Annotated in this window: 12 protein-coding genes; 5 read left to right on the top strand and 7 right to left on the bottom strand. The window is 70.8% G+C overall.

The features are described from left to right. Positions 1-7: 7 nt before the first annotated feature. From ABZX30_RS12755 to ABZX30_RS12765, 3 genes are all read right to left on the bottom strand, one after another. Positions 8-475 (bottom strand): DUF5709 domain-containing protein, encoded by a 468-nt coding sequence (locus tag ABZX30_RS12755; protein WP_355932399.1) that lies wholly within the window; start codon positions 473-475, stop codon positions 8-10. Between the two features lie 298 nt (positions 476-773). Beyond that, positions 774-2,555 carry an ABC transporter ATP-binding protein gene (locus ABZX30_RS12760; RefSeq protein ID WP_355932400.1) on the bottom strand — a complete coding sequence of 594 codons (1,782 nt, stop codon included), beginning with the start codon at positions 2,553-2,555 and terminating at the stop codon, positions 774-776. Then, a complete protein-coding gene (locus ABZX30_RS12765) occupies positions 2,552-4,333 on the bottom strand; it encodes an ABC transporter ATP-binding protein (protein ID WP_355932402.1) in 1,782 nt (593 codons plus the stop codon). Before ABZX30_RS12765 ends, ABZX30_RS12760 begins: the two co-directional genes overlap by 4 nt. Positions 4,334-4,541: 208 nt before the next feature. On the opposite strand from ABZX30_RS12765, the gene ABZX30_RS12770 reads away from it, so the two are divergent. After that, a complete protein-coding gene (locus ABZX30_RS12770) occupies positions 4,542-5,348 on the top strand; it encodes a L,D-transpeptidase family protein (protein WP_355932403.1) in 807 nt (268 codons plus the stop codon). Between the two features lie 65 nt (positions 5,349-5,413). Here ABZX30_RS12770 and ABZX30_RS12775 read toward each other — a convergent pair whose 3' ends face one another. Then, positions 5,414-5,863 (bottom strand): MarR family transcriptional regulator, encoded by a 450-nt coding sequence (locus ABZX30_RS12775; protein ID WP_355932406.1) that lies wholly within the window; start codon positions 5,861-5,863, stop codon positions 5,414-5,416. Between the two features lie 125 nt (positions 5,864-5,988). Between ABZX30_RS12775 and ABZX30_RS12780 the strand changes: the two genes are divergently transcribed. Next, positions 5,989-7,791 (top strand): ABC transporter ATP-binding protein, encoded by a 1,803-nt coding sequence (locus ABZX30_RS12780; RefSeq protein ID WP_355932408.1) that lies wholly within the window; start codon positions 5,989-5,991, stop codon positions 7,789-7,791. Positions 7,792-7,853: 62 nt separating this feature from the next. After that, positions 7,854-8,783 carry an endolytic transglycosylase MltG gene (gene mltG / locus ABZX30_RS12785; RefSeq protein WP_355932409.1) on the top strand — a complete coding sequence of 310 codons (930 nt, stop codon included), beginning with the start codon at positions 7,854-7,856 and terminating at the stop codon, positions 8,781-8,783. A gap of 12 nt (positions 8,784-8,795) precedes the next feature. Here mltG and ABZX30_RS12790 read toward each other — a convergent pair whose 3' ends face one another. Next, complete coding sequence (locus ABZX30_RS12790) at positions 8,796-9,872, bottom strand: NAD(P)-binding domain-containing protein (protein WP_355932411.1); 1,077 nt, start codon at positions 9,870-9,872, stop codon at positions 8,796-8,798. A 96-nt stretch (positions 9,873-9,968) separates the two neighbouring features. On the opposite strand from ABZX30_RS12790, the gene ABZX30_RS12795 reads away from it, so the two are divergent. Continuing rightward, positions 9,969-10,403, top strand: a complete 435-nt coding sequence (locus tag ABZX30_RS12795) for a YjbQ family protein (RefSeq protein WP_355932413.1) — start codon at positions 9,969-9,971, stop codon at positions 10,401-10,403. Between the two features lie 527 nt (positions 10,404-10,930). Continuing rightward, on the top strand, positions 10,931-12,739 hold the full coding sequence (locus tag ABZX30_RS12800) for an HEXXH motif-containing putative peptide modification protein (protein WP_355932416.1): 1,809 nt from the start codon (positions 10,931-10,933) through the stop codon (positions 12,737-12,739). On the opposite strand, the gene fxsT is transcribed toward ABZX30_RS12800, so the two are convergent. Then, positions 12,729-17,189, bottom strand: coding sequence for an FxSxx-COOH system tetratricopeptide repeat protein (fxsT, locus tag ABZX30_RS12805; RefSeq protein ID WP_355932419.1), 4,461 nt, complete (start codon positions 17,187-17,189; stop codon positions 12,729-12,731). The two genes, ABZX30_RS12800 and fxsT, sit on opposite strands and share 11 nt — an antisense overlap. Then, a complete protein-coding gene (locus ABZX30_RS12810; RefSeq protein WP_355932420.1) occupies positions 17,186-18,055 on the bottom strand; it encodes an AAA family ATPase in 870 nt (289 codons plus the stop codon). The genes fxsT and ABZX30_RS12810 overlap by 4 nt, the downstream gene beginning before the upstream one ends. Between the last annotated feature and the right edge of the window lie 157 nt (positions 18,056-18,212).

Here is an 18,212-nt window from a genome sequence, read left to right on the forward strand (position 1 = left end):
GTCGGGCTCAGCCGTAGGTGTCCTCGTCCACGATGTGCATCGCCGCCTCCTCGGCGGAGGCTGCCGCGCCGTCGATGCCGACGTCGGTGGCGACGAGGGCGGCCTCCTCGTCCTCGTGCGCCCCTTCGTCGGGGGCCACGAGGCGGCCGGAGCGCCGGGCGCCGACCTCGTTGTCCAGGAGTTCGCCGTCGGTGTCCTCGGCGTCGCCGATACCGTCGCCGTCGGGCGCGGTGAGGTCGGGCAGTTCCTCGGCCAGGCGCTCGTCCAGGGTCTCGCCCCGCCGGCGCTCGCCCGCCGTCACGCCCGCGTGCTCCACCGCCCACGGTCGCTCGGGAGGGGACCAGCCGCGGTCCAGGGGGTCGTCGACACCGTCGTCGACGAGTGTGTCCTCCGCGTCGAGCAGTCCCGCGTCGTCCTGGATCTCGGACGCATCGGGCTGGTAGACGTCATCTCCCCATCCGTCGGTGCTGTCCACGGGTACCTCCAGCTGCTGGGCACGGCCCGTTCTCACCGCGTCCGGGGGCGGACCGCCGGGATGCGGGGCACAGGTCTCACCCGGCGCGAACCGGACGGTGACCGGACGGTTCCCGGGTGCTCCCCAAGCCGGTGCCAGTGTCCAGCCTTCCACCCCGGTTCGGCACCGCGCAACGGCACCGCGCAACGGCACGGGGCCTGCTCCGACGGTGCGGACCTCGGCCCTGGCCCCGCTCCGTCCGCAGGCACCGCGCACGCGCCCTCCGGCCCGGCTCCCGGCCGCCCCGCGCCCCGCGGGCTCACCCGTGCCAGGAACGCCACAGCGCCGCGTACGCGCCGTCCGCCTCGACGAGCTGATCGTGGCTGCCCAGCTCGCTGATGCGGCCGTTCTCCACGACGGCGATGACGTCGGCGTCGTGCGCGGTGTGCAGGCGGTGGGCGATGGCCACCACGGTGCGGCCGTCGAGGACGCGGGCCAGGGAGCGTTCGAGATGCCGTGCCGCCCGCGGGTCCAGGAGCGAGGTCGCCTCGTCCAGGACCAGGGTGTGCGGGTCGGCCAGCACGAGCCGGGCCAGCGCGATCTGCTGGGCCTGGGCCGGGGTGAGCGCCAGCCCGCCCGAGCCGACCTCGGTGTCCAGGCCGTCGTCCAGCGCCCCCGCCCAGCCGTCGGCGTCGACCGCGCCCAGCGCGGCCCACAGCTCGGCATCGGTGGCGACGGTGCTGGCCAGCAGGAGGTTGTCGCGCAGGGAGCCGACGAACACGTGGTGCTCCTGGTTGACGAGAGCGACGTGCGAGCGCACCTGCTCGGCGGGCATCCGGGAGAGCTCGGCACCGCCCAGGGTGATCAGGCCTTCCCGGGGGGCGTAGATGCCGGCGAGCAGCCTGCCGAGGGTGGACTTGCCGGCCCCCGACGGGCCCACGAGAGCCAGCCGGGTGCCGGGCGCGACCTCCAGCGACACCTTGCGCAGGACGTCGACGCCCTCGCGGTAACCGAAGCGCACCCGGTCCGCGCGCACGTCACGTCCGTCCGGGACCAGCGCGGCGTCCCCGGCGGCCGGCTCGATGTCCCGCACGCCGACCAGGCGGGCCAGCGACACCTGGGCGACCTGCACCTCGTCGTACCAGCGCAGGATCAGGTTGACCGGGTCGACGAGCATCTGCGCGATGAGAGCGCCCGTGGTGAGCTGCCCCACCCCGATCCACCCGTGCAGCACGAAGACGCCGCCGACCATGAGGACCGAGCCGAGTACCGTGACATGGGTGGCGTTGATGACCGGGAAGAGCACGGACCGCAGCCAGAGGGTGTAGCGCTCCCAGGCCGTCCACTCCTTGATCCGGCGCTCCGACAGGGCGATGCGGCGCTCAGCGAGGCGGTGGGCCTCGACGGTGCGTCCGGCGTCCACGGTCTCGGCGAGCGCGGCGGCCACGGCGGCGTACCCGGCGGCCTCCGAGCGGTAGCCGGACGGGGCCCGCTTGAAGTACCAGCGGCAGCCCGCCACCAGCAGCGGCACGGCCAGCAGCACGGCGGCCGCCAGCGGCGGCGCGGTGATCACGAGCCCGCCGAGCAGCAGCACGGCCCACACGGCCCCGATCGCCAGCTGCGGTACCGCCTCGCGCATGGCGTTGGCGAGCCGGTCGATGTCCGTGGTGATACGGGAGAGCAGGTCGCCGGTGCCGGCCCGCTCCAGCACCCCCGGCGGCAGCCCCACCGAGCGGACGAGGAAGTCTTCGCGCAGGTCGGCCAGCATCCGCTCGCCGAGCATCGCCCCGCGCAGCCGTACTTCCCGTACGAACACCGCCTGGACGATCAGCGCGAGCAGGAACAGGCCGACGGTCAGGCCCAGGTGCAGTTCGCGTGCCCCGTCGGAGACCCGCTCCACCAGTGCGCCCACCAGATAGGGGCCCGCCATGGAGGCCACCACGGCGACGGTGTCGACCGCGATCAGCATGCCGAAGGCGCGGCGGTGCCGGCGGAACAGTTCGGCCACGTAGGCGCGGACGGTTGCCGAGGCGCCGACGGGCAGGGTGGTGGCCGTCGTCGGGGCCGCCGGGTCGTACGCCGGTGGCGCGACGCCGATCATGCTCTCTCCTCGATCTCTTCCAGTGCGCCCCGCAGGGCGGCGATCTCGTCGTCGGTCTCACGGGTCACGACCGCCCGGTACCGGGGCTCGGTGCGCACCAGTTCGCGGTGCACGCCGATCGCTGCGACCTCGCCGTCGTGCAGGAGGACGACCTGGTCCGCGCGGTCCAGCAGCAGCGGTGAGGAGGTGAGGACCACCGTCGTGCGGCCGGTTCGCAGCCGCCGTATCCCGTCCGCGATCCGCGCCTCCGTGTGGGAGTCGACTGCGGAGGTCGGCTCGTCCAGGACCAGGACCTCGGGGTCGGTGATGAGGGACCGGGCCAGGGCCAGCCGCTGGCGCTGGCCGCCCGAGAGCGAGCGGCCGCGTTCGGTGATGCGGGCGTCCATCGGGTCGGTGGCGGCCGGCGATCCCTGGACGAGGGCGTCCAGGACGTCCCCGCACTGTGCGGCAGCCAGGGCGTCCTCCGCCCGGACGGACCCGGACGCGGGCACGTCGAGCAGCTCGCGCAGCGAACCGGACAGCAGGACCGGGTCCTTGTCCTGTACGAGGACGGCGGTGCGGGCGCTGTCCAGGGGCAGCTCGTCCAGCGGCACCCCGCCGAGCAGCGCCGACGGGCCCGGCTCGGTGGCGTGTCCGCCCAGCCGTTCGGCGAGCCGCCCGGCCGCGTCCGGGTCCCCGCAGACCACGGCCGTCAGCCGGCCGGCGGGCGCGAGCAGACGCGTCTGAGGGTCGTACAGCTCGCCGCCAGGTGTCCCCGCCCCGCGCGAGCCCCGGGCGTCCGTGGCGCGTTCCAGCGACAGCACGCGCGCGGCCCGTTTGGCCGAGGGGCGGGAGAAGGAGTACGCCATGGCGATCTCCTCGAAGTGCCGCAGCGGATAGGCGAGGATCATCACCGAGCTGTAGGCGGTGACGAGTTCGCCGACGGTGATCCGTCCCGCACGGGCCAGGTGGACGCCGTGCCAGACGACCGCGATCAGCAGCAATCCGGGCAGCAGTACCTGGATCGCGGCGATCAGGGACCACATCCGGGCGCTGCGCACGGCGGCGCGCCGTACCTCCTGGGAGGCGCTGCGGTAGCGGTCGAGGAACAGCTCCTCGCCGCCGATGCCGCGCAGCACGCGCAGACCGGCGACGGTGTCCGAGGCGAGTTCGGTGGCCCGGCCCGCCTTCTCGCGCTGCACGTCGGCGCGCCGCGTGGCCCGGGGCAGCAGCGGCAGCGCGGCGAGCGCCACCACGGGCAGTCCGACCACGAGCACCACGCCGAGCGCGGGCTGGTAGACGAGCAGGGCGACGCAGACCACGACCACCGTCAGCGCGGCCGCGGTGAAGCGCGAGACCGCCTCCACCAGCCAGCCGATCTTCTCCACGTCACCCGTCGAGACGGCCACCACCTCGCCTGCCGCGACCCGCCGGGTCAGCGCGGAGCCCAGCTGCGCGGCCTTGCGGGCCAGCAGTTGCTGGACGCGGGCGGCCGCCGTGATCCAGTTGGTGACGGCGGCCCGGTGCAGGAAGGTGTCGCCGACGGCGATGCCCGCACCGCACAGCGCCATCAGCCCTCCGGTCAGGGCCAGGCGGGTGCCGGAGCGGTCGACGACGGCCTGCACCGCGAGTCCGACACAGAACGGCAGCGCGGAGACGGAGACGAAGTGCAGCAGCCCCCAGGCCAGTGCCTTCATCTGTCCGCCCAGCTGGTTCCGCCCGAGCCACCACAGGAATCGGGGGCCTGAACGTGCGTCGGGCACGCCCGGGTCGGAATACGGAAGGTCTTGGATCTGCATGGCGTAGGACGTCCCAGTGGCTCGTGTCGGGGGAGTCGGCGAGGGAGGGCGGGAGATGACGGCAACAAACCGTGCAAGGTTCGCGTCGCAGCGTGGTCGAAAGCAAACGGTTTTCAAGGCGGACGTCGCGGGGGTTTTCCGGCGGACTCGCGGGAGCGCTGTCCGCTACCCGGTGCGACCGGCCGACACGGGATGTCACCATGGTCCGATGCAGACGAACGGCTCGTGGCGCGCGACGGTCCTCGTGGCGGCGCTCGCGGCCTTGCTGACGGCCCTGTCCGCCTGCGGCTCCGCAGAACACGGCGGAGGCGGTGCCGCCGGGGACCGCGGCGTCCCCGCCCGCAGCCGGCCCGGCGGCCCCGCTGCGGTCCGCACCACCGGCCTGCCGGGCGTCGGCGAAGGGCTGCGCCGTCGGATCCCGGCGGACTCCGGCCAGGCCGTGGTCGTCTACGGCCGGGACAAGGACTCGGCCGACGCCACGCTCGTGCTGTACACCAGGCGGGGCAGCGGCTGGGAACGGACGCGCGGCTGGCCGGCGCACAACGGCAAGAAGGGCTGGACCGTCGACCATCACCTGGGGGACAACCGCAGTCCTGTCGGGGTGTACACGCTCTCCGACGCGGGCGGTGTGCTCGCCGACCCCGGTGCCGGACTGCCGTACACGCGGGACGAGTCGTTCGCGGCCCCGCGTCAGTGGCACGAGTCGCACTGGCATGACTTCGACTACGTCATCGCGATCGACTACAACCGGGTCAAGGGCACCCCGCCGAACGACCCGACCCGCCCCGAGGGCGCGCACAAGGGCGGCGGCATCTGGCTGCACATGGACCACGGCAGTGGTACGTCCGCCTGCGTCAGCGTCGCCAAGGAGGCCATGGAGTACCTGCTGCGCACACTCGACCCGGCCCGGCATCCGGTCATCGTCATGGGGGACCGGGCGGACCTCACGCGGTCGGCACGACGAGCGAGCGCTACCGGCTCCACGGCTCGCACGGCTGTCACGACCGGTCCCTGACGACCGTCCAGGGGGTGTTGACCGAGGACCGCAGCCGCTGCTGAGCCGTCACCGGGAGGCCGTGTTCAGCAGTGCCCGGCCGTCGCGCCGTCCACCAGCGTGTCCAGCAGGTCGCCGAGCACCTCGCGTTGTTCGTCCGTGAGCGGCGCGAGGATCTCCCGCGCGGCCGACCGGCGTGCGGCGCGCAGTTCCTCCAGGGCCGTGCGGCCGGCCTCCGTCAGCTCGATCCGGGTCACCCGCCGGTTCGTCGGGTCGGCCACCCGGCGCACCCTGCCGCCCGCCTCCAGCCCGTCGACCAGGGTGGTCACCGCCCGCGGCACCACCTCGAGGCGCTCGGCCAGGTCGGCCATGCGCGGCGGAGAGCCGTAGTGCGCCAGGGTGCGCAGCAGCCGCGACTGGGCCGGGGTGATGCCCAGGCCGCGCTGTTCCAGATGGTGCTTCTGGATGCGGTGCACCCGACGGGTCAGCCGCAGCAACTGCTCGGCGAGCAGGCCTTCGGGGTCGGGGGTGGTCATGGGGGAACAATATCAGGATGCCATTCATTGTGAGTATAGGTAACAATGGCCTGAGACCGTCAGTCGCCGTCGGCCAGTCCTGACCGGGTCTCGACGCCGACGCCCGCTCACCTCCGTAGGAGCCCATGCATCCCGATCGTGAAACCCCCTGGACCCCACCTGCCGACGCCGTGGAACGGCCCCGGCAGGTGCGCCGCATCCTGAAGCTCTTCCGCCCCTACCGCGGCCGGCTCGCGATCGTCGGCCTGCTGGTCGCCGCCTCGTCCCTGGTCTCGGTCGCCACGCCGTTCCTCCTCCGGGAGACCCTCGACGTCGCGATCCCCGAGGGCCGCACCGGACTGCTGAGCCTCCTCGCGCTCGGCATGATCCTCAGCGCCGTCCTCAGCAGTGTCTTCGGCGTGCTGCAGACCCTGATCTCCACGACCGTCGGCCAGCGCGTCATGCACGACCTGCGCACCGCCGTCTACGGCCGGCTGCAGCGCATGTCGCTGGCCTTCTTCACCCGCACCCGCACCGGCGAGGTGCAGTCCCGCATAGCCAACGACATCGGCGGCATGCAGGCCACCGTGACCTCCACCGCCACCTCGCTGGTCTCCAACCTCACCAGCGTGGTCGCCACGATCGTCGCGATGGCCGCCCTCGACTGGCGCCTCACCCTGGTCTCGCTGCTCCTGCTGCCGGTGTTCGTGTGGATCAGCCGCCGGGTCGGCAACGAGCGCAAGCGGATCACCACCCAGCGCCAGAAGCAGATGGCCGCGATGGCCGCCACGGTCACCGAGTCGCTCTCCGTCAGCGGCATCCTGCTCGGCCGCACCATGGGCCGAGCCGAGTCCCTGACGGCGTCCTTCGCCGAGGAGTCAGAGCGGCTGGTCGACCTCGAGGTGAAGTCCAGCATGGCCGGCCGCTGGCGGATGGCCGTCATCACCATCGTCATGGCCGCCATGCCCGCCGTCATCTACTGGACCGCCGGGGTGGCTCTCCAGCTGGGCGGCCCGCAGACCTCGCTCGGCACGATCGTGGCCTTCGTCTCGCTCCAGCAGGGCCTGTTCCGCCCGGCGGTGAGCCTGCTGTCGACCGGCGTGCAGATCCAGACCTCGCTGGCACTGTTCCAGCGCATCTTCGAGTACCTCGACCTGCCGATCGACATCACCGAACGGGAGCGGCCCGTCCGCCTCGACCGCGTCAGGGGCGAGGTCCGCTTCGAGGACGTCGAGTTCCGCTACGACGGCAAGGGCGGGCCCGTCCTCGACGGCGTCGACATCACCGTCCCGGCGGGCGGCAGCCTGGCGGTCGTCGGCCCCACCGGCGCGGGCAAGTCCTCACTGGGCTACCTGGTGCCCCGGCTGTACGACGTCACCGGCGGCCGCGTGACCCTGGACGGCGTCGATGTCCGCGACCTCGACTTCGACACCCTCGCCCGCGCGGTCGGCGTCGTCTCCCAGGAGACGTACCTCTTCCACGCCTCGGTCGCCGACAACCTCCGCTTCGCCAAGCCGGACGCCACCGACGAGGAACTGCACGCGGCGGCGAAGGCGGCCCAGATCCACGACCACATCGCCGCGCTGCCCGACGGCTACGACACCGTCGTCGGAGAGCGCGGCCACCGCTTCTCCGGCGGCGAGAAACAGCGGCTGGCCATCGCCCGCACCATCCTGCGCGACCCGCCGGTGCTCATCCTCGACGAGGCGACCAGCGCCCTGGACACCCGTACGGAGGCCGCCGTCCAGGACGCCATCGACGCCCTGTCGGCCAATCGGACGACGCTCACCATCGCCCACCGCCTGTCCACCGTCCAGACCGCCGACCAGATCGTGGTGCTGGACTCCGGGCGGGTGGCCGAACGGGGGACGCACGAGGAACTGCTGGAACTGGACGGGCGGTACGCGGCCCTCGTCCGACGGGACGCGCAACTGGAACCGACCAGCTGAAGATATGCCGTTCGACTTCAGATATGCCGGGTTTATGACGATATGCAAGCTACCGTGCCCGCATGCAGACGAAGACTCCGCCACGGAGAACCACCCGACTGACACGCCGGGGCCGGATCGCCCTCGTCGTGACCGGCGCCGTCCTGGCCGGCACCGCCGTGGCGGTGCCGCTGCTCGGCCGGGGTGAGGAAGCCGGCACCACCCGGACCAGAACCCTGGTGATCCCGGAGGGCGCGCGTGCGAGCCAGGTCTACGACGCCGTCGACAAGGCCCTCGCCCTGCCCGCCGGCACCACCCGGAAGTCCGTGGGGAAGGCCACCCTGAAGCTGCCGAACGAGGCCCAGGGCAACCCGGAGGGGTACCTCTACCCGGCGACCTACCCGATCGACGAGAAGGCGACCCCGCAGTCCCTGCTGCAGTTCATGGTCGACGCCGCCAACAAGAAGTACAACGGGGCGCCGGTCGCCGCCGGTGCGCAGCACAACGCGATGAACGTCTACCAGACGGTCACGGTCGCGAGCATCGTCCAGGCCGAGGCCGCCACCAAGGCCGACATGGGCAAGGTGGCCCGGGTCGTCCTCAACCGGCTCCAGCGCGGCATGCCGCTGCAGATGGACTCCACCATCGACTACGCCCTGAACCGCAGGTCCGCCCGGGTCTCCCCGGACGAAACCCGTATCGAGAGCCCCTACAACTCCTACCAGCGCATGGGCTTGCCGCCCACGCCGATCGACAACCCGGGCGAGGACGCGATGCGGGCGGCGATCAACCCGGAGCCGGGCGACTGGCTGTACTTCGTCACGGTCAAACCCGGCGACACCCGCTTCACCACCGACTACGCCGAGCACCAGCGCAATGTGGCCGAGTTCGACGCGCTCCAGCAGGGCAAGGCGCGGCCGTCGAGTCCCGCCCCGGCGCAACGGTCCTCGCCCGGTGTGCCCGCGCAGCAGCCGCCCCGGTTGCCGCAGTCACCGCTGCAGTCACCGCAGTGAGCCGGCGTGCGGTCACGCGGCGACGGACTCCGTCGCCAGCAGCCGTGCGATGTCCCGCACGGCCGAACGTCCCGCCCGGTTGGCCCCGACGGTGCTGGCTGACGGCCCGTACCCGACGAGGTGGACACGCGGGTCGGCGACCGCGCGCGTCCCCTCGACCCGGATCCCGCCGCCCGGCTCGCGCAGCCGCAGCGGCGCCAGATGGCCGAGGGCGGCACGGAAGCCGGTCGCCCACAGGATGACGTCGGCGGTGATCTTCCGGCCGTCCGCCCATTCCACGCCGTCCGGGGTGAGGCGGTCGAACATCGGCAGCCGGTCCAGGACGCCGTCCCGCAGACCCTGCCGGATGGCGTCGTTGAGCGGCAGTCCCGTGACCGAGACCACACTCCTGGGCGGCAGCCCTTGCCGCACCCGCTCCTCCACCAGTGCGACCGCGGCGCGGCCCGCGTCCTCGTCGAACGGCCCCTCGCGGAAGACGGGCGGCCGTCGCGTGACCCAGGTGGTGGCGGCCGCGTAGGGGGCGAGCTCCAGCAGGTGCTGGGTGCCCGAGGCGCCCCCGCCCACCACGACCACCCGCTGCCCGGCGAACTCCTCGGGCCCCGCGTACTGCGCGGTGTGCAACTGCCGTCCCCGGAAGCTCTCCTGACCGGGGTAGCGCGGCCGGAACGGCCGGTCCCAGGTGCCGGTGGCGTTGATCAGCGCCCGCGTCGACCACGCGCCGTCCGAGGTCTCCACCAGCAGCCGCCCGCCCTCGCCCTCGCGCACGGCACGTACGTCGACAGGCCTGCGCACCCGCAGGCCGAAGGTCCGCTCGTACCGGGCGAAGTACTCCCCGACGACCTCGGCCGACGGCCGCGCCGGATCGGCGTCCGTCAGCTCCATCCCCGGCAGGGAGTGCATCCCGTGCACCTTGCCGTACGTCAGCGACGGCCACCGGAACTGCCAGGCGCCGCCGGGAGCGGGGGAGTGGTCGAGCACGACGAAGTCGCGGTCCGGCTCGAAGCCCGTGCGCCGCAGGTGGTAGGCGCTGGACAGACCCGCCTGTCCGGCGCCTGTGACGACCACGTCGACCTCACGCGTGTTGTTCACGTTTGTACGAACAGTGGGGCGGCCGGGCATCTTCCCTGACACCTGAGCGCGCGACCGCTGACGTGTGGAACCCGGCGCATGGGTCAGGATGGGGGCATGTCAGATGCCTTCACCACACGCGTGCAGCACGTCCCCACCGGTTCCCGGGAGCGGGTCGTGGACCTCACCCGCGACTGCGAGGCCTTCCTCGGCGAGGTGGCGGCCGGCCGCGACGGCCTCCTGAACCTCTTCGTCCCGCATGCGACCGCGGGCATCGCCATCATCGAGACGGGAGCCGGAAGTGACGACGACCTCCTGGCCGCCCTGCACACCCTGCTTCCCGCCGACGACCGCTGGCAGCACCGCCACGGCAGCCCCGGCCACGGCCGCGACCACGTCCTCCCCGCGATCGTCCCCCCGCACGCGACCCTCCCGGTGCTCGGCGGGCGACTCGAACTGGGCACGTGGCAGTCGGTGTGCCTGGTGGACACGAACCGGGACAACACAGAACGCAAGGTGCGTATGACGTTCCTGGCGGGCGGGCAGTCCTGATCCAGCGGCGGTTCGGCGGCCGCGGCGGTCCAGTGCGGGAAAGTGGTGCTGTCAGGCGTCCACTTGTCCTTGATCAGCCGTGTCGCCCGACGGGCCAAAAACGATTGCTGGCTCAGACGCTCGGTCTTCCGCATCGGCCACACCTCGGTCACCATGAATAGGACGGGAGACTCGTGGGTCGTGTCGGCAGGGGGCATCGTTGGTATGGCATATTCCGAGCAGGTCGCGGACACCCCTCTTGCCGACCTCTCCCGAATGAGCCTGAGGGAGCTGGGCACGAGCGAGGATCCCGTTCTTGCGGCCTCTGTCGCGGCCGTGCTCGAGAGCACCCGGTCAACCGCCCGTATGTACTCATACGACGGCCAGCATGAATCCATGGCATCCGCGCTGCCCGAAGAACCCGCGGCGAGAGGAAGGCACGGCTGCTCGCAGCGCCGTCCCGCCCCAGAAGCCGATTTCCCGGACGCCTAGTGGGCAGCCGGACTTCCCTGGGCATCCATGAGCTCTCGGACGAGTCCTTGTGGGCCGTGGCCAGCGGTGAAGTCGGTCCTGCGGAGGTGCAGTTGTTGCAGAGTGCACAGCGCAGTCGCCTGCTGCTGGCGCTCAAGGCCCTGCGCGATGTCTCCCCCGTCGAAAACGGGGAGGATCGGACCGCGGTGGCCCGGATACACGACCAGTGGGAGCAGCTCTGCCGACTCCAGGAGATGTGTCCCGAGGCAGTGGAGAACGTGTTGCGGGATCCAGCCGTCGCCGGAACCTGTTTCCGGTTGCTGCGGGCGGCACCGGCGGCCGGTGACGGAACGGCGTCGCGGCTCGACAGGCTGGCCGCGGTGGGCGATTTCCTCGCATCCCTCACCGCTGCGGTCTGTGTCCAGACCCAGGAATCGATGACTGTTGAAGCTGCGGTCGTGGACGGCCAATTGTGGCTGCCTTCCTTGGGGGTGGCCGCCGGGCCCTGGCGGCGCGGGCGGATGACGGCTCGGGTGCATCGCTCCCAGGAGGGATGGTGCGTTACCGGTCCGGAGGGCTCCGTCGTTCTGCCGCGCGAGCCGGCGCGAGAGGGTCCCGGCTGGTTTCCCGTATCGCGGATTTCGGCACGGGAAGAGCACGGGGAGCTGCGGGTGACGGTCGATTCCGTCTCACCGTACCGGGACTTCCGGGGCCGGAGACCGGTCGAACCGCTGTCGCCGGAGAGTCGACGGCGCTGGCTGCGGCTGTTGGCCGAGTCCTGGCGCCTCGTGCTGGAATGCGCGCCGCGGGAGGCCGTGACCGTGGCCGGCATGGTTCGGTCACTCGTTCCCTTGCCCGGTCCGGAACGCCGCAGGACGAGCAGCGCCTCGCACTCCGACGCCTTCGGTCAGATACTGCTCTCCCCGCCCTTGGACCCGGTGGAACTGGCGGCGACCCTCGTACACGAGGCGCGTCACCAGCAGCTCAATGCCCTCATGACGCTGACCTGCTTGTACCAGCCGGAGGAGGAGGAACAGGAGGAACGATACTTCGCTCCTTGGCGCGCTGATCCGCGTCCCTTTCTCGGCCTGTTGCACGGCGCTCACGCCTTCGGCGGCGTGGCCCGGTTCTGGCTCGGCGCCACGAAGGCCGGCCCGGCCGCCGGCTGCGAGGGCGCCTGGTTCGAGTACGCCTTGGCGGTCCATCAGCTACGAGCGGCCCTGCCCGTCCTGCGTACGGGCCGAGGGCTCACCTCTGCCGGGCATCGGGTGGTCGACGGCCTGGCACATCTCTTACGGAACTGGCGCGCAGTGTCCGTTCCCGAACAGGCGGACAGCCTGGCCGCGTGGCGGGTCGCGGACCGGAGGTCTGTCTGGCGTGCTCGCCACATGACCTTGCCCCGCGCGTCCGTGGAGGCGCTCATGGACGCCTGGCGGCGTGGCGGGGCACCCCCGTCGCTGCCTGAGGCCGGACTGGCTCCCCGGCTGTCGGACGTCCGGCCGGATGTACGTACCGCACTGGTCCGGCTCCGGCTCACGGAACCGGAGCTGTTCGCCGAGGTGTCGGGCGTTCTCCGCGCCGGCGGCGGCCCTGCGGACCTGCCCGGCGCCACGGCGGGTGATGCGGCCGCGGCGGGAGGGCTCTGCTGCGAAGCCGTCTCGGAGTACCGCAGGACCTTGCGAGCCGATCCCTGCGACGTCACCGCGTGGACAGGTCTCGCGCTGTCCGTGGAACGGTGTCCCCACCGAGGGGACGAGCCATGGACACGCCTCCTCCTGGAGCGCCCGGAGGCGGTCCGGGTACTCCAGGAGGCTCTCGGCCGCGACGGCACCGTGGTACACGCCGAGACGCTGGCACGCTGGCTCTCAGGCCCGCCTACACATTGAGCAGATCGATGTCACAGTTGGCCCGCAAGCCCGACTGCGCGTCGCGCGTGGCGGGGTGTTCCTCTCCGAGGATCTTGACGAAAGAGCCGACGGTCTTCTTGTACAGGGCCTCGGCCTCCTCCCGGCGGCCCACCGCCGTCAGGTCGTACGACAGATTGAGCCGTACGGCGAGCGTCGCCGGATCCTTGTCCCCCTTCATCTGAGCGGACAGCGCGGCGGTTTCCTCGTCCAGCGCCAGCGCGTCCTGCGGGCGCCCGAGGGCGAAATAGTCACTCGCCAGGTTGGTGCGGGCCAGGAGGGTCCTCGGGTGATCGGGCCGCAGCCCCTCCTTCAGCCCGGCCACGGCCTCCTCGTCCAGTTCCCGGGCTTCCTCCACCCTCCCCAGCAGACGGAGCGTCACCGCCAGGTTGGTGCAGGTGGCGTACGTATGGGGATGCGTCGGCCCCAGCGTCTCGCGGCACAGGGTCATCGCCTTGTCGCCCAGGGCGCGCGCGGCCTCCAGGTCCCCGGTCTGCCGCAGATCCGTGGCGTGGTTCAGCGCCGTGCGCATGTATTCGTTCGACTCGGGGCCGAAGCGGCTCTCCACCACCGGCAGGAGTTTGAAGGAGAGCTCGTAGGCGCCCTGATGGTCACCGACCTTGCGCCTTGTCACCGACAGCTCCCGCAGGAACAGGATGGTGGACGGATGCTCCTCGCCCAGCAGGAGGCTGGCGCGTGCGGCGAGCTGTTCCTGCCCCTCCAGGGCCTCCACGTAGCGTCCGAGCTCCTGGAGGTCGACGAAGGAGGAGTTCAGGGTGCCGAGCGTGTAGACGTGGTCCTCGCCGATGACTTCGACACGGCGCTGCCAGGTGTCCTCGTCGCGTTCGTACGCCTGCTGCACGTCGCCGGTGAGGCGGAGACTGACGGCGTAGTTGTGAGCCGCCTGAAGGGTGATGGGCTCGTCAGGGCCGAATTCCCGCAGTGAGGTCTCGTAGGCCTGCTGGTCCATGTCCCGAGCCCCGTAGAAATCACCACGCAGGCGCAGGTTGATCGCCAGCTGGCTCAGCGCGAGCTGGGTTTCCTCGTGACGCTCGCCGAGAACCCGCCGGAAACGCTCGACCAGGTCGCTCTGCAGCCGGTAGGCGTCCTCGTACTGTCCGTGCTTCCGCAGCACCTCGGCGTACACCTGGTCCGCGGCGAGCGTGTCCTCGTGATCGCGGCCCAGCTGTTCCAGCCAGCGCCGCCTGACCTGGTCGGTGAACTCCGCACAGGCGTCGTAGTCGCCCCGGGCCAGCAGGAAGCGCAGCTCGTTCAGCACCAGACGCCGTGTCCACGGGTCATCGCATTCGTCCGCCCGCGTGGCATACACATGCGGAAGGAGATCGGAGTAGAGAGTCCACCGTGAGGGCCACTGCGGGTTCTTCGGGTCCGCGCGCACCAGGAGCTCGTGGGCTCCATGCCGCATCTGGGCCTCTTCCTGAGGCGTCATCTGTTCCACGAGAACGCGCTGGACCAGGCGGTGGAGTTGAATGGTGTTCTGGCGGTGATCGATACGGGCCAGTGCGTACCGTCCGATCTCCCGTACTGCCTTGCCGAGCTTGATCGGATCATCCAGAGCCGACTGGAGTGCCGTCGGAACCGATACGTTACGAACGGCCGAGAACCAATCCCACGGAATGGGTTCCGGCGCGAAGAACGCGCAGACCTGGAGGAGCTGGAGGGCGGCGGGGTGCTCCTGACGCAGACGTTCCAGTGACACGTTCCACGCCGCGGCGACAGGCACTTCGTAGTCCGGGGGCGGTGCCACTCGCAGGATCTCTGCCCGTTTCTCGTCGAACAACTCGAGGTACTGCTGGACCGGCATGCCGGTCTCGGCCAGCCAGACGGCCGCCTGCTCGACGGCCAGGGGCAGATCCCCCAGGGACTCGGCCAGCCGATCGGCCGCGTCCTCAGGGATATCCGGACTACGGCGGCGCAGCAGCGCCACACTCTCATCGCGATTGAACACATTTACCTCGAGCGAACTGGCCCTTGTGGCCCACTGAACGTTTCGAGACGTCACAATGATGCGTCCCGGCCCCGATTTTGGGAAGAATTTGATTACTTCGATCGGATCCTCGGCGTTGTCGAACACCAGAAGCCAGTTTGAATACGGGTATCCAGCTTTCAGGGATTCCAGAACTGTCCGCACTGCGGCTGTCTCCGGGCCCGCTTGCAGACCCATGCGTTCGCCGAGTTCGATCAGGGATTGGATTATTTTATTGTTCTGCTCGGAAGGGATCCACCAAACAAGGCCATAATCCTTCCCGTGTCGGTAGATGTATTCGATGGCGATTTGTGATTTCCCTACGCCTCCCATTCCATGTATTGCCTCCGGCAATACTGATGTCACGTCGTTCACTGTCAGACGCTGCATCAATTGCTCTAATAGTTCCTCGCGCCCCGTGAAATTCCTGTTCCGCTGCGGAACGTTGCCCCACAGCTTCGACGGCAGGCTCTTGAGGAGCGGCGAGTCCGGTCGCGGGCGCTGATCGACGGACACAGGACCTCCTGGAGGCGTCGGCGGCCCCACGGCCGTCGAGGGGGTGGGTTGGACTTCCGGCGGCACCGCGGGCCGTGCCGGCGGGAGCGGAACGCCATCCGCTTCACCCACCGTCGACTCGTCGCACTCAGTCACAGGATGAACACTATCGGTTTTGTCTGTCGACGCCGATTCGACGGCACTGAGGCTTAACCCCTCCGCACGCAGGGCACGCGCGGGGACCACCTCCAAAGCCATCTCCAGCCCGTGCGCCCGCTCCAGATAGGGCCCCGAAAGCATGCGGAGGGCGACCTGCACCGGTCGGGCGAACGGCGCCGTCTCCTCGGTGAGCTGCGGGACGGTGGCCGTCGGCTGCCAGGCCACCAGCGCGGCCCCGCCCGGGTGCCGGTATGCCAGACGCGGGGCGAGGTACTCCTCGACGTCCTGCAGCACTCGTGCCGTGTCCAGCCTTGTGCCCAGGCCCAGCAGCTCTTCCCGCACCTGCCCGGGGAAATCGAACGAGACTCGCTCGGGCACTTCGACATCCGTCGCGACCGGAACGATGATGCCGAAATAGAGGATTTCCGCGAGATGCCACCACTGTGCTTTGGGGTGCGCGGCCTGGATGAGTCTCATCACTGGCATATTCAATGGAGCAGCGGCAAGCCGGCAGGCCAGAGAAAACGAGTGGGGCGACGCCAGTGCCCGGAATCGGGCCACCTGGTCCTTGGCGGAGACGCCGGGTTCCGATCCGCTCTCCGCCGTCACTCGGGGATCCGTGTTCTGCGGCGCTCCGCGATCCCCGTCCGGCCCGGTGAGCATGGCGGCCATTTCATGCCGACCGTGGGCCGACGTGGCCATGGTCGCCCAGCGCCGCAAGGAATCGGGGCTCAATTCCAGGACGGGTATCGGAACGGTGCCGTCCGGAACATGCCGCATGCGCGCGCTGTGCAGCAGGCGAAGATGCCGGTTCGTGGCGACGGGCTGCGTCGGCTGCAGTGCGGTGCGGGCGACCGACGGCAGCGTCACATCCCAGTGCGACTGGGGGAGCACGCTGATGACGACCACGTGCGCACGCCGTGACAGGTGGTACAGGGCCAAGGACGCGTCCCCGTCGCGCCAGCCGGCGGAGCCGGCGTCGGTGATCACGACGACCACGGAACGTCCGTCCCCGCCGGTCGTGGTTCCCCCGCCGGGCACCGTCTCGTGAGCCCGCCGAAGTTCCGCGCCCCGAGCCGCGACGTCCGAGGTCAGGACCGACATGCGGCGGCAGGCCCCGCTCCGCTCGAACACGGTGCACAGGTCCGACGCGAGACGGTTCCACACCGCATAGGAGGGGCCGTGGTCGACGAGGACTGTCAGGTCGACGAGGCGCTCGTCGGCGGGGACGCACTGGGGCAGCCACAGACCGGCCGCGGCCGCGTGCGAGGCCGTCGCTTCCTCGTCCAGACGCCGGGCGACGGGGGAGGGACGACTCAGGCGCAGAATGCGCAACGACGACGTCAGCGCGAGCTCGTCCGGCAGACCGACCGGGGGGACGTCGGCGACTGCCGCCCCTGGCCCCCACCGTGACACGGGAGGCTGCTCGCCGAGCCGGGCGTTCACGGCCCGGCCGGCGCTCTGTCCGGCGAAGGATGCCGTGAGGCGTGCCGTCGGCTTGCGGTCGGCCGGGAGGCCGCGGTCCACCGGAGCGCGCTCCGAGGCCGCCTCGGGCGTGGAGGTCCGCGGACCTGCGGTGTGACCGGCCGCGGTGGCCCGTGCTGGACGCGGTTCCGGTGACGCCGCGGAAGGCGGCGGTACCCAGTCTCTTTGCGGGTCGGATTCTTCGAACCAGCCCGCCAGATAGAGCGCATCCGCCAGCTCCGACCAAGCGATGTCCGGCTTGCCGGAGCAGCCGCCCGACGGGGCGGAAGGGTTCGGTGATGGCCCGTCATGGTGCGAGGACGTCATGGCGCCCTCGTTTCGGCTCCGTCCAACCGGTGCCAGAGGGCGTCCACCACCGCGTGAACCGACTCGTCATGTCCGTAGACTCGGTCCGAGGTGGCGAGCGAGACCGCGTTCAGGAGTTGGTCGACGCTGAGCATGCGCCCCTCTCTGCGGCGGTCGAGGAAGCGCTGGATGAGCTCATTGCTCACTCGCTGAGCCACGTCCGTGCCGAAGTGGGCGGCCACGACGGCAGCCAACTGGTCGCTGCCGGGATCCTCCATGCGCAGTACCAGGCAGCGGCGGAGAAAGGCTGGGGGAAAGTCACGGTCCCCGTTCGATGTCATGACGACGAAGGGGAAGGCGTGACACTTCACCGCGCCACCGCTGATCTCGGCCTCGCTCTGGTCGTCCGTCATGACGGTGACGCGCGGATGGTGCTTCCGAGCTCGCAGCAGTTCCGGAATGATGAAGAGGCCCTCTTCGAAGATGCTCAGCAGGTCGTTCGCCAGGTCGAAATCACTCTTGTCCAACTCGTCGACGAGAAGGACGCGGGGAGCAGCATACGGCAGCAACGCGGTTCCCAGTGGCCCGAGTTGGAGATAGCTTCCGAGATCGGGCAGGCTGTTCTCGGAGCGGCCCGTCATGGTCGCCGCGTCCGCTTCGGTGCCGCCGCCTCGTGCCGCCTGCACCGCGGCAGCGTCCTGAACACGGGCGATCGCGTCGTACTCGTACAGGCCGGACCGAACCGTGGTGCGGCTGGTGATGTGCCAGCGCAGTACCCGCCCCAGGCGGAGCTCCCTGCTCACCCGATAGGCCAGGGACGACTTACCCGTACCGGGACGGCCCGTCACCAATAAGGGGCGCCTCAGCAGTAAAGCGGCATTGACCATGTCGACTTCGCGCCGACGTGTCGCGGACGTGGCGAAGCGGTGCGTCCCGACGCTTCCCAGGCGACGCTGCGCCTCCGCTTCGTCGGCGGGAGGACGCCGCAGCAGGGGGCCGCCGTCGAAGCGGCGCCACGGGGGCGGCGGGGGCAGTACGCGGGCC

Origin of the sequence: Streptomyces sp. NPDC004542, assembly GCF_040610035.1 — a bacterium.
GTDB lineage: Bacteria > Actinomycetota > Actinomycetes > Streptomycetales > Streptomycetaceae > Streptomyces.

Bases quoted from the DNA above. Each gene is read 5' to 3' on its own strand.
- ABZX30_RS12760 (WP_355932400.1), bottom strand. From the start codon at position 2,555: ATGATCGGCGTCGCGCCACCGGCGTACGACCCGGCGGCCCCGACGACG.
- ABZX30_RS12765 (WP_355932402.1), bottom strand. From the start codon at position 4,333: ATGCAGATCCAAGACCTTCCGTATTCCGACCCGGGCGTGCCCGACGCA.
- ABZX30_RS12770 (WP_355932403.1), top strand. From the start codon at position 4,542: ATGCAGACGAACGGCTCGTGGCGCGCGACGGTCCTCGTGGCGGCGCTC.
- ABZX30_RS12775 (WP_355932406.1), bottom strand. From the start codon at position 5,863: ATGACCACCCCCGACCCCGAAGGCCTGCTCGCCGAGCAGTTGCTGCGG.
- ABZX30_RS12780 (WP_355932408.1), top strand. From the start codon at position 5,989: ATGCATCCCGATCGTGAAACCCCCTGGACCCCACCTGCCGACGCCGTG.
- mltG (WP_355932409.1), top strand. From the start codon at position 7,854: ATGCAGACGAAGACTCCGCCACGGAGAACCACCCGACTGACACGCCGG.
- ABZX30_RS12795 (WP_355932413.1), top strand. From the start codon at position 9,969: ATGTCAGATGCCTTCACCACACGCGTGCAGCACGTCCCCACCGGTTCC.
- fxsT (WP_355932419.1), bottom strand. From the start codon at position 17,189: ATGACGTCCTCGCACCATGACGGGCCATCACCGAACCCTTCCGCCCCG.
- ABZX30_RS12810 (WP_355932420.1), bottom strand. From the start codon at position 18,055: ATGGTCAATGCCGCTTTACTGCTGAGGCGCCCCTTATTGGTGACGGGC.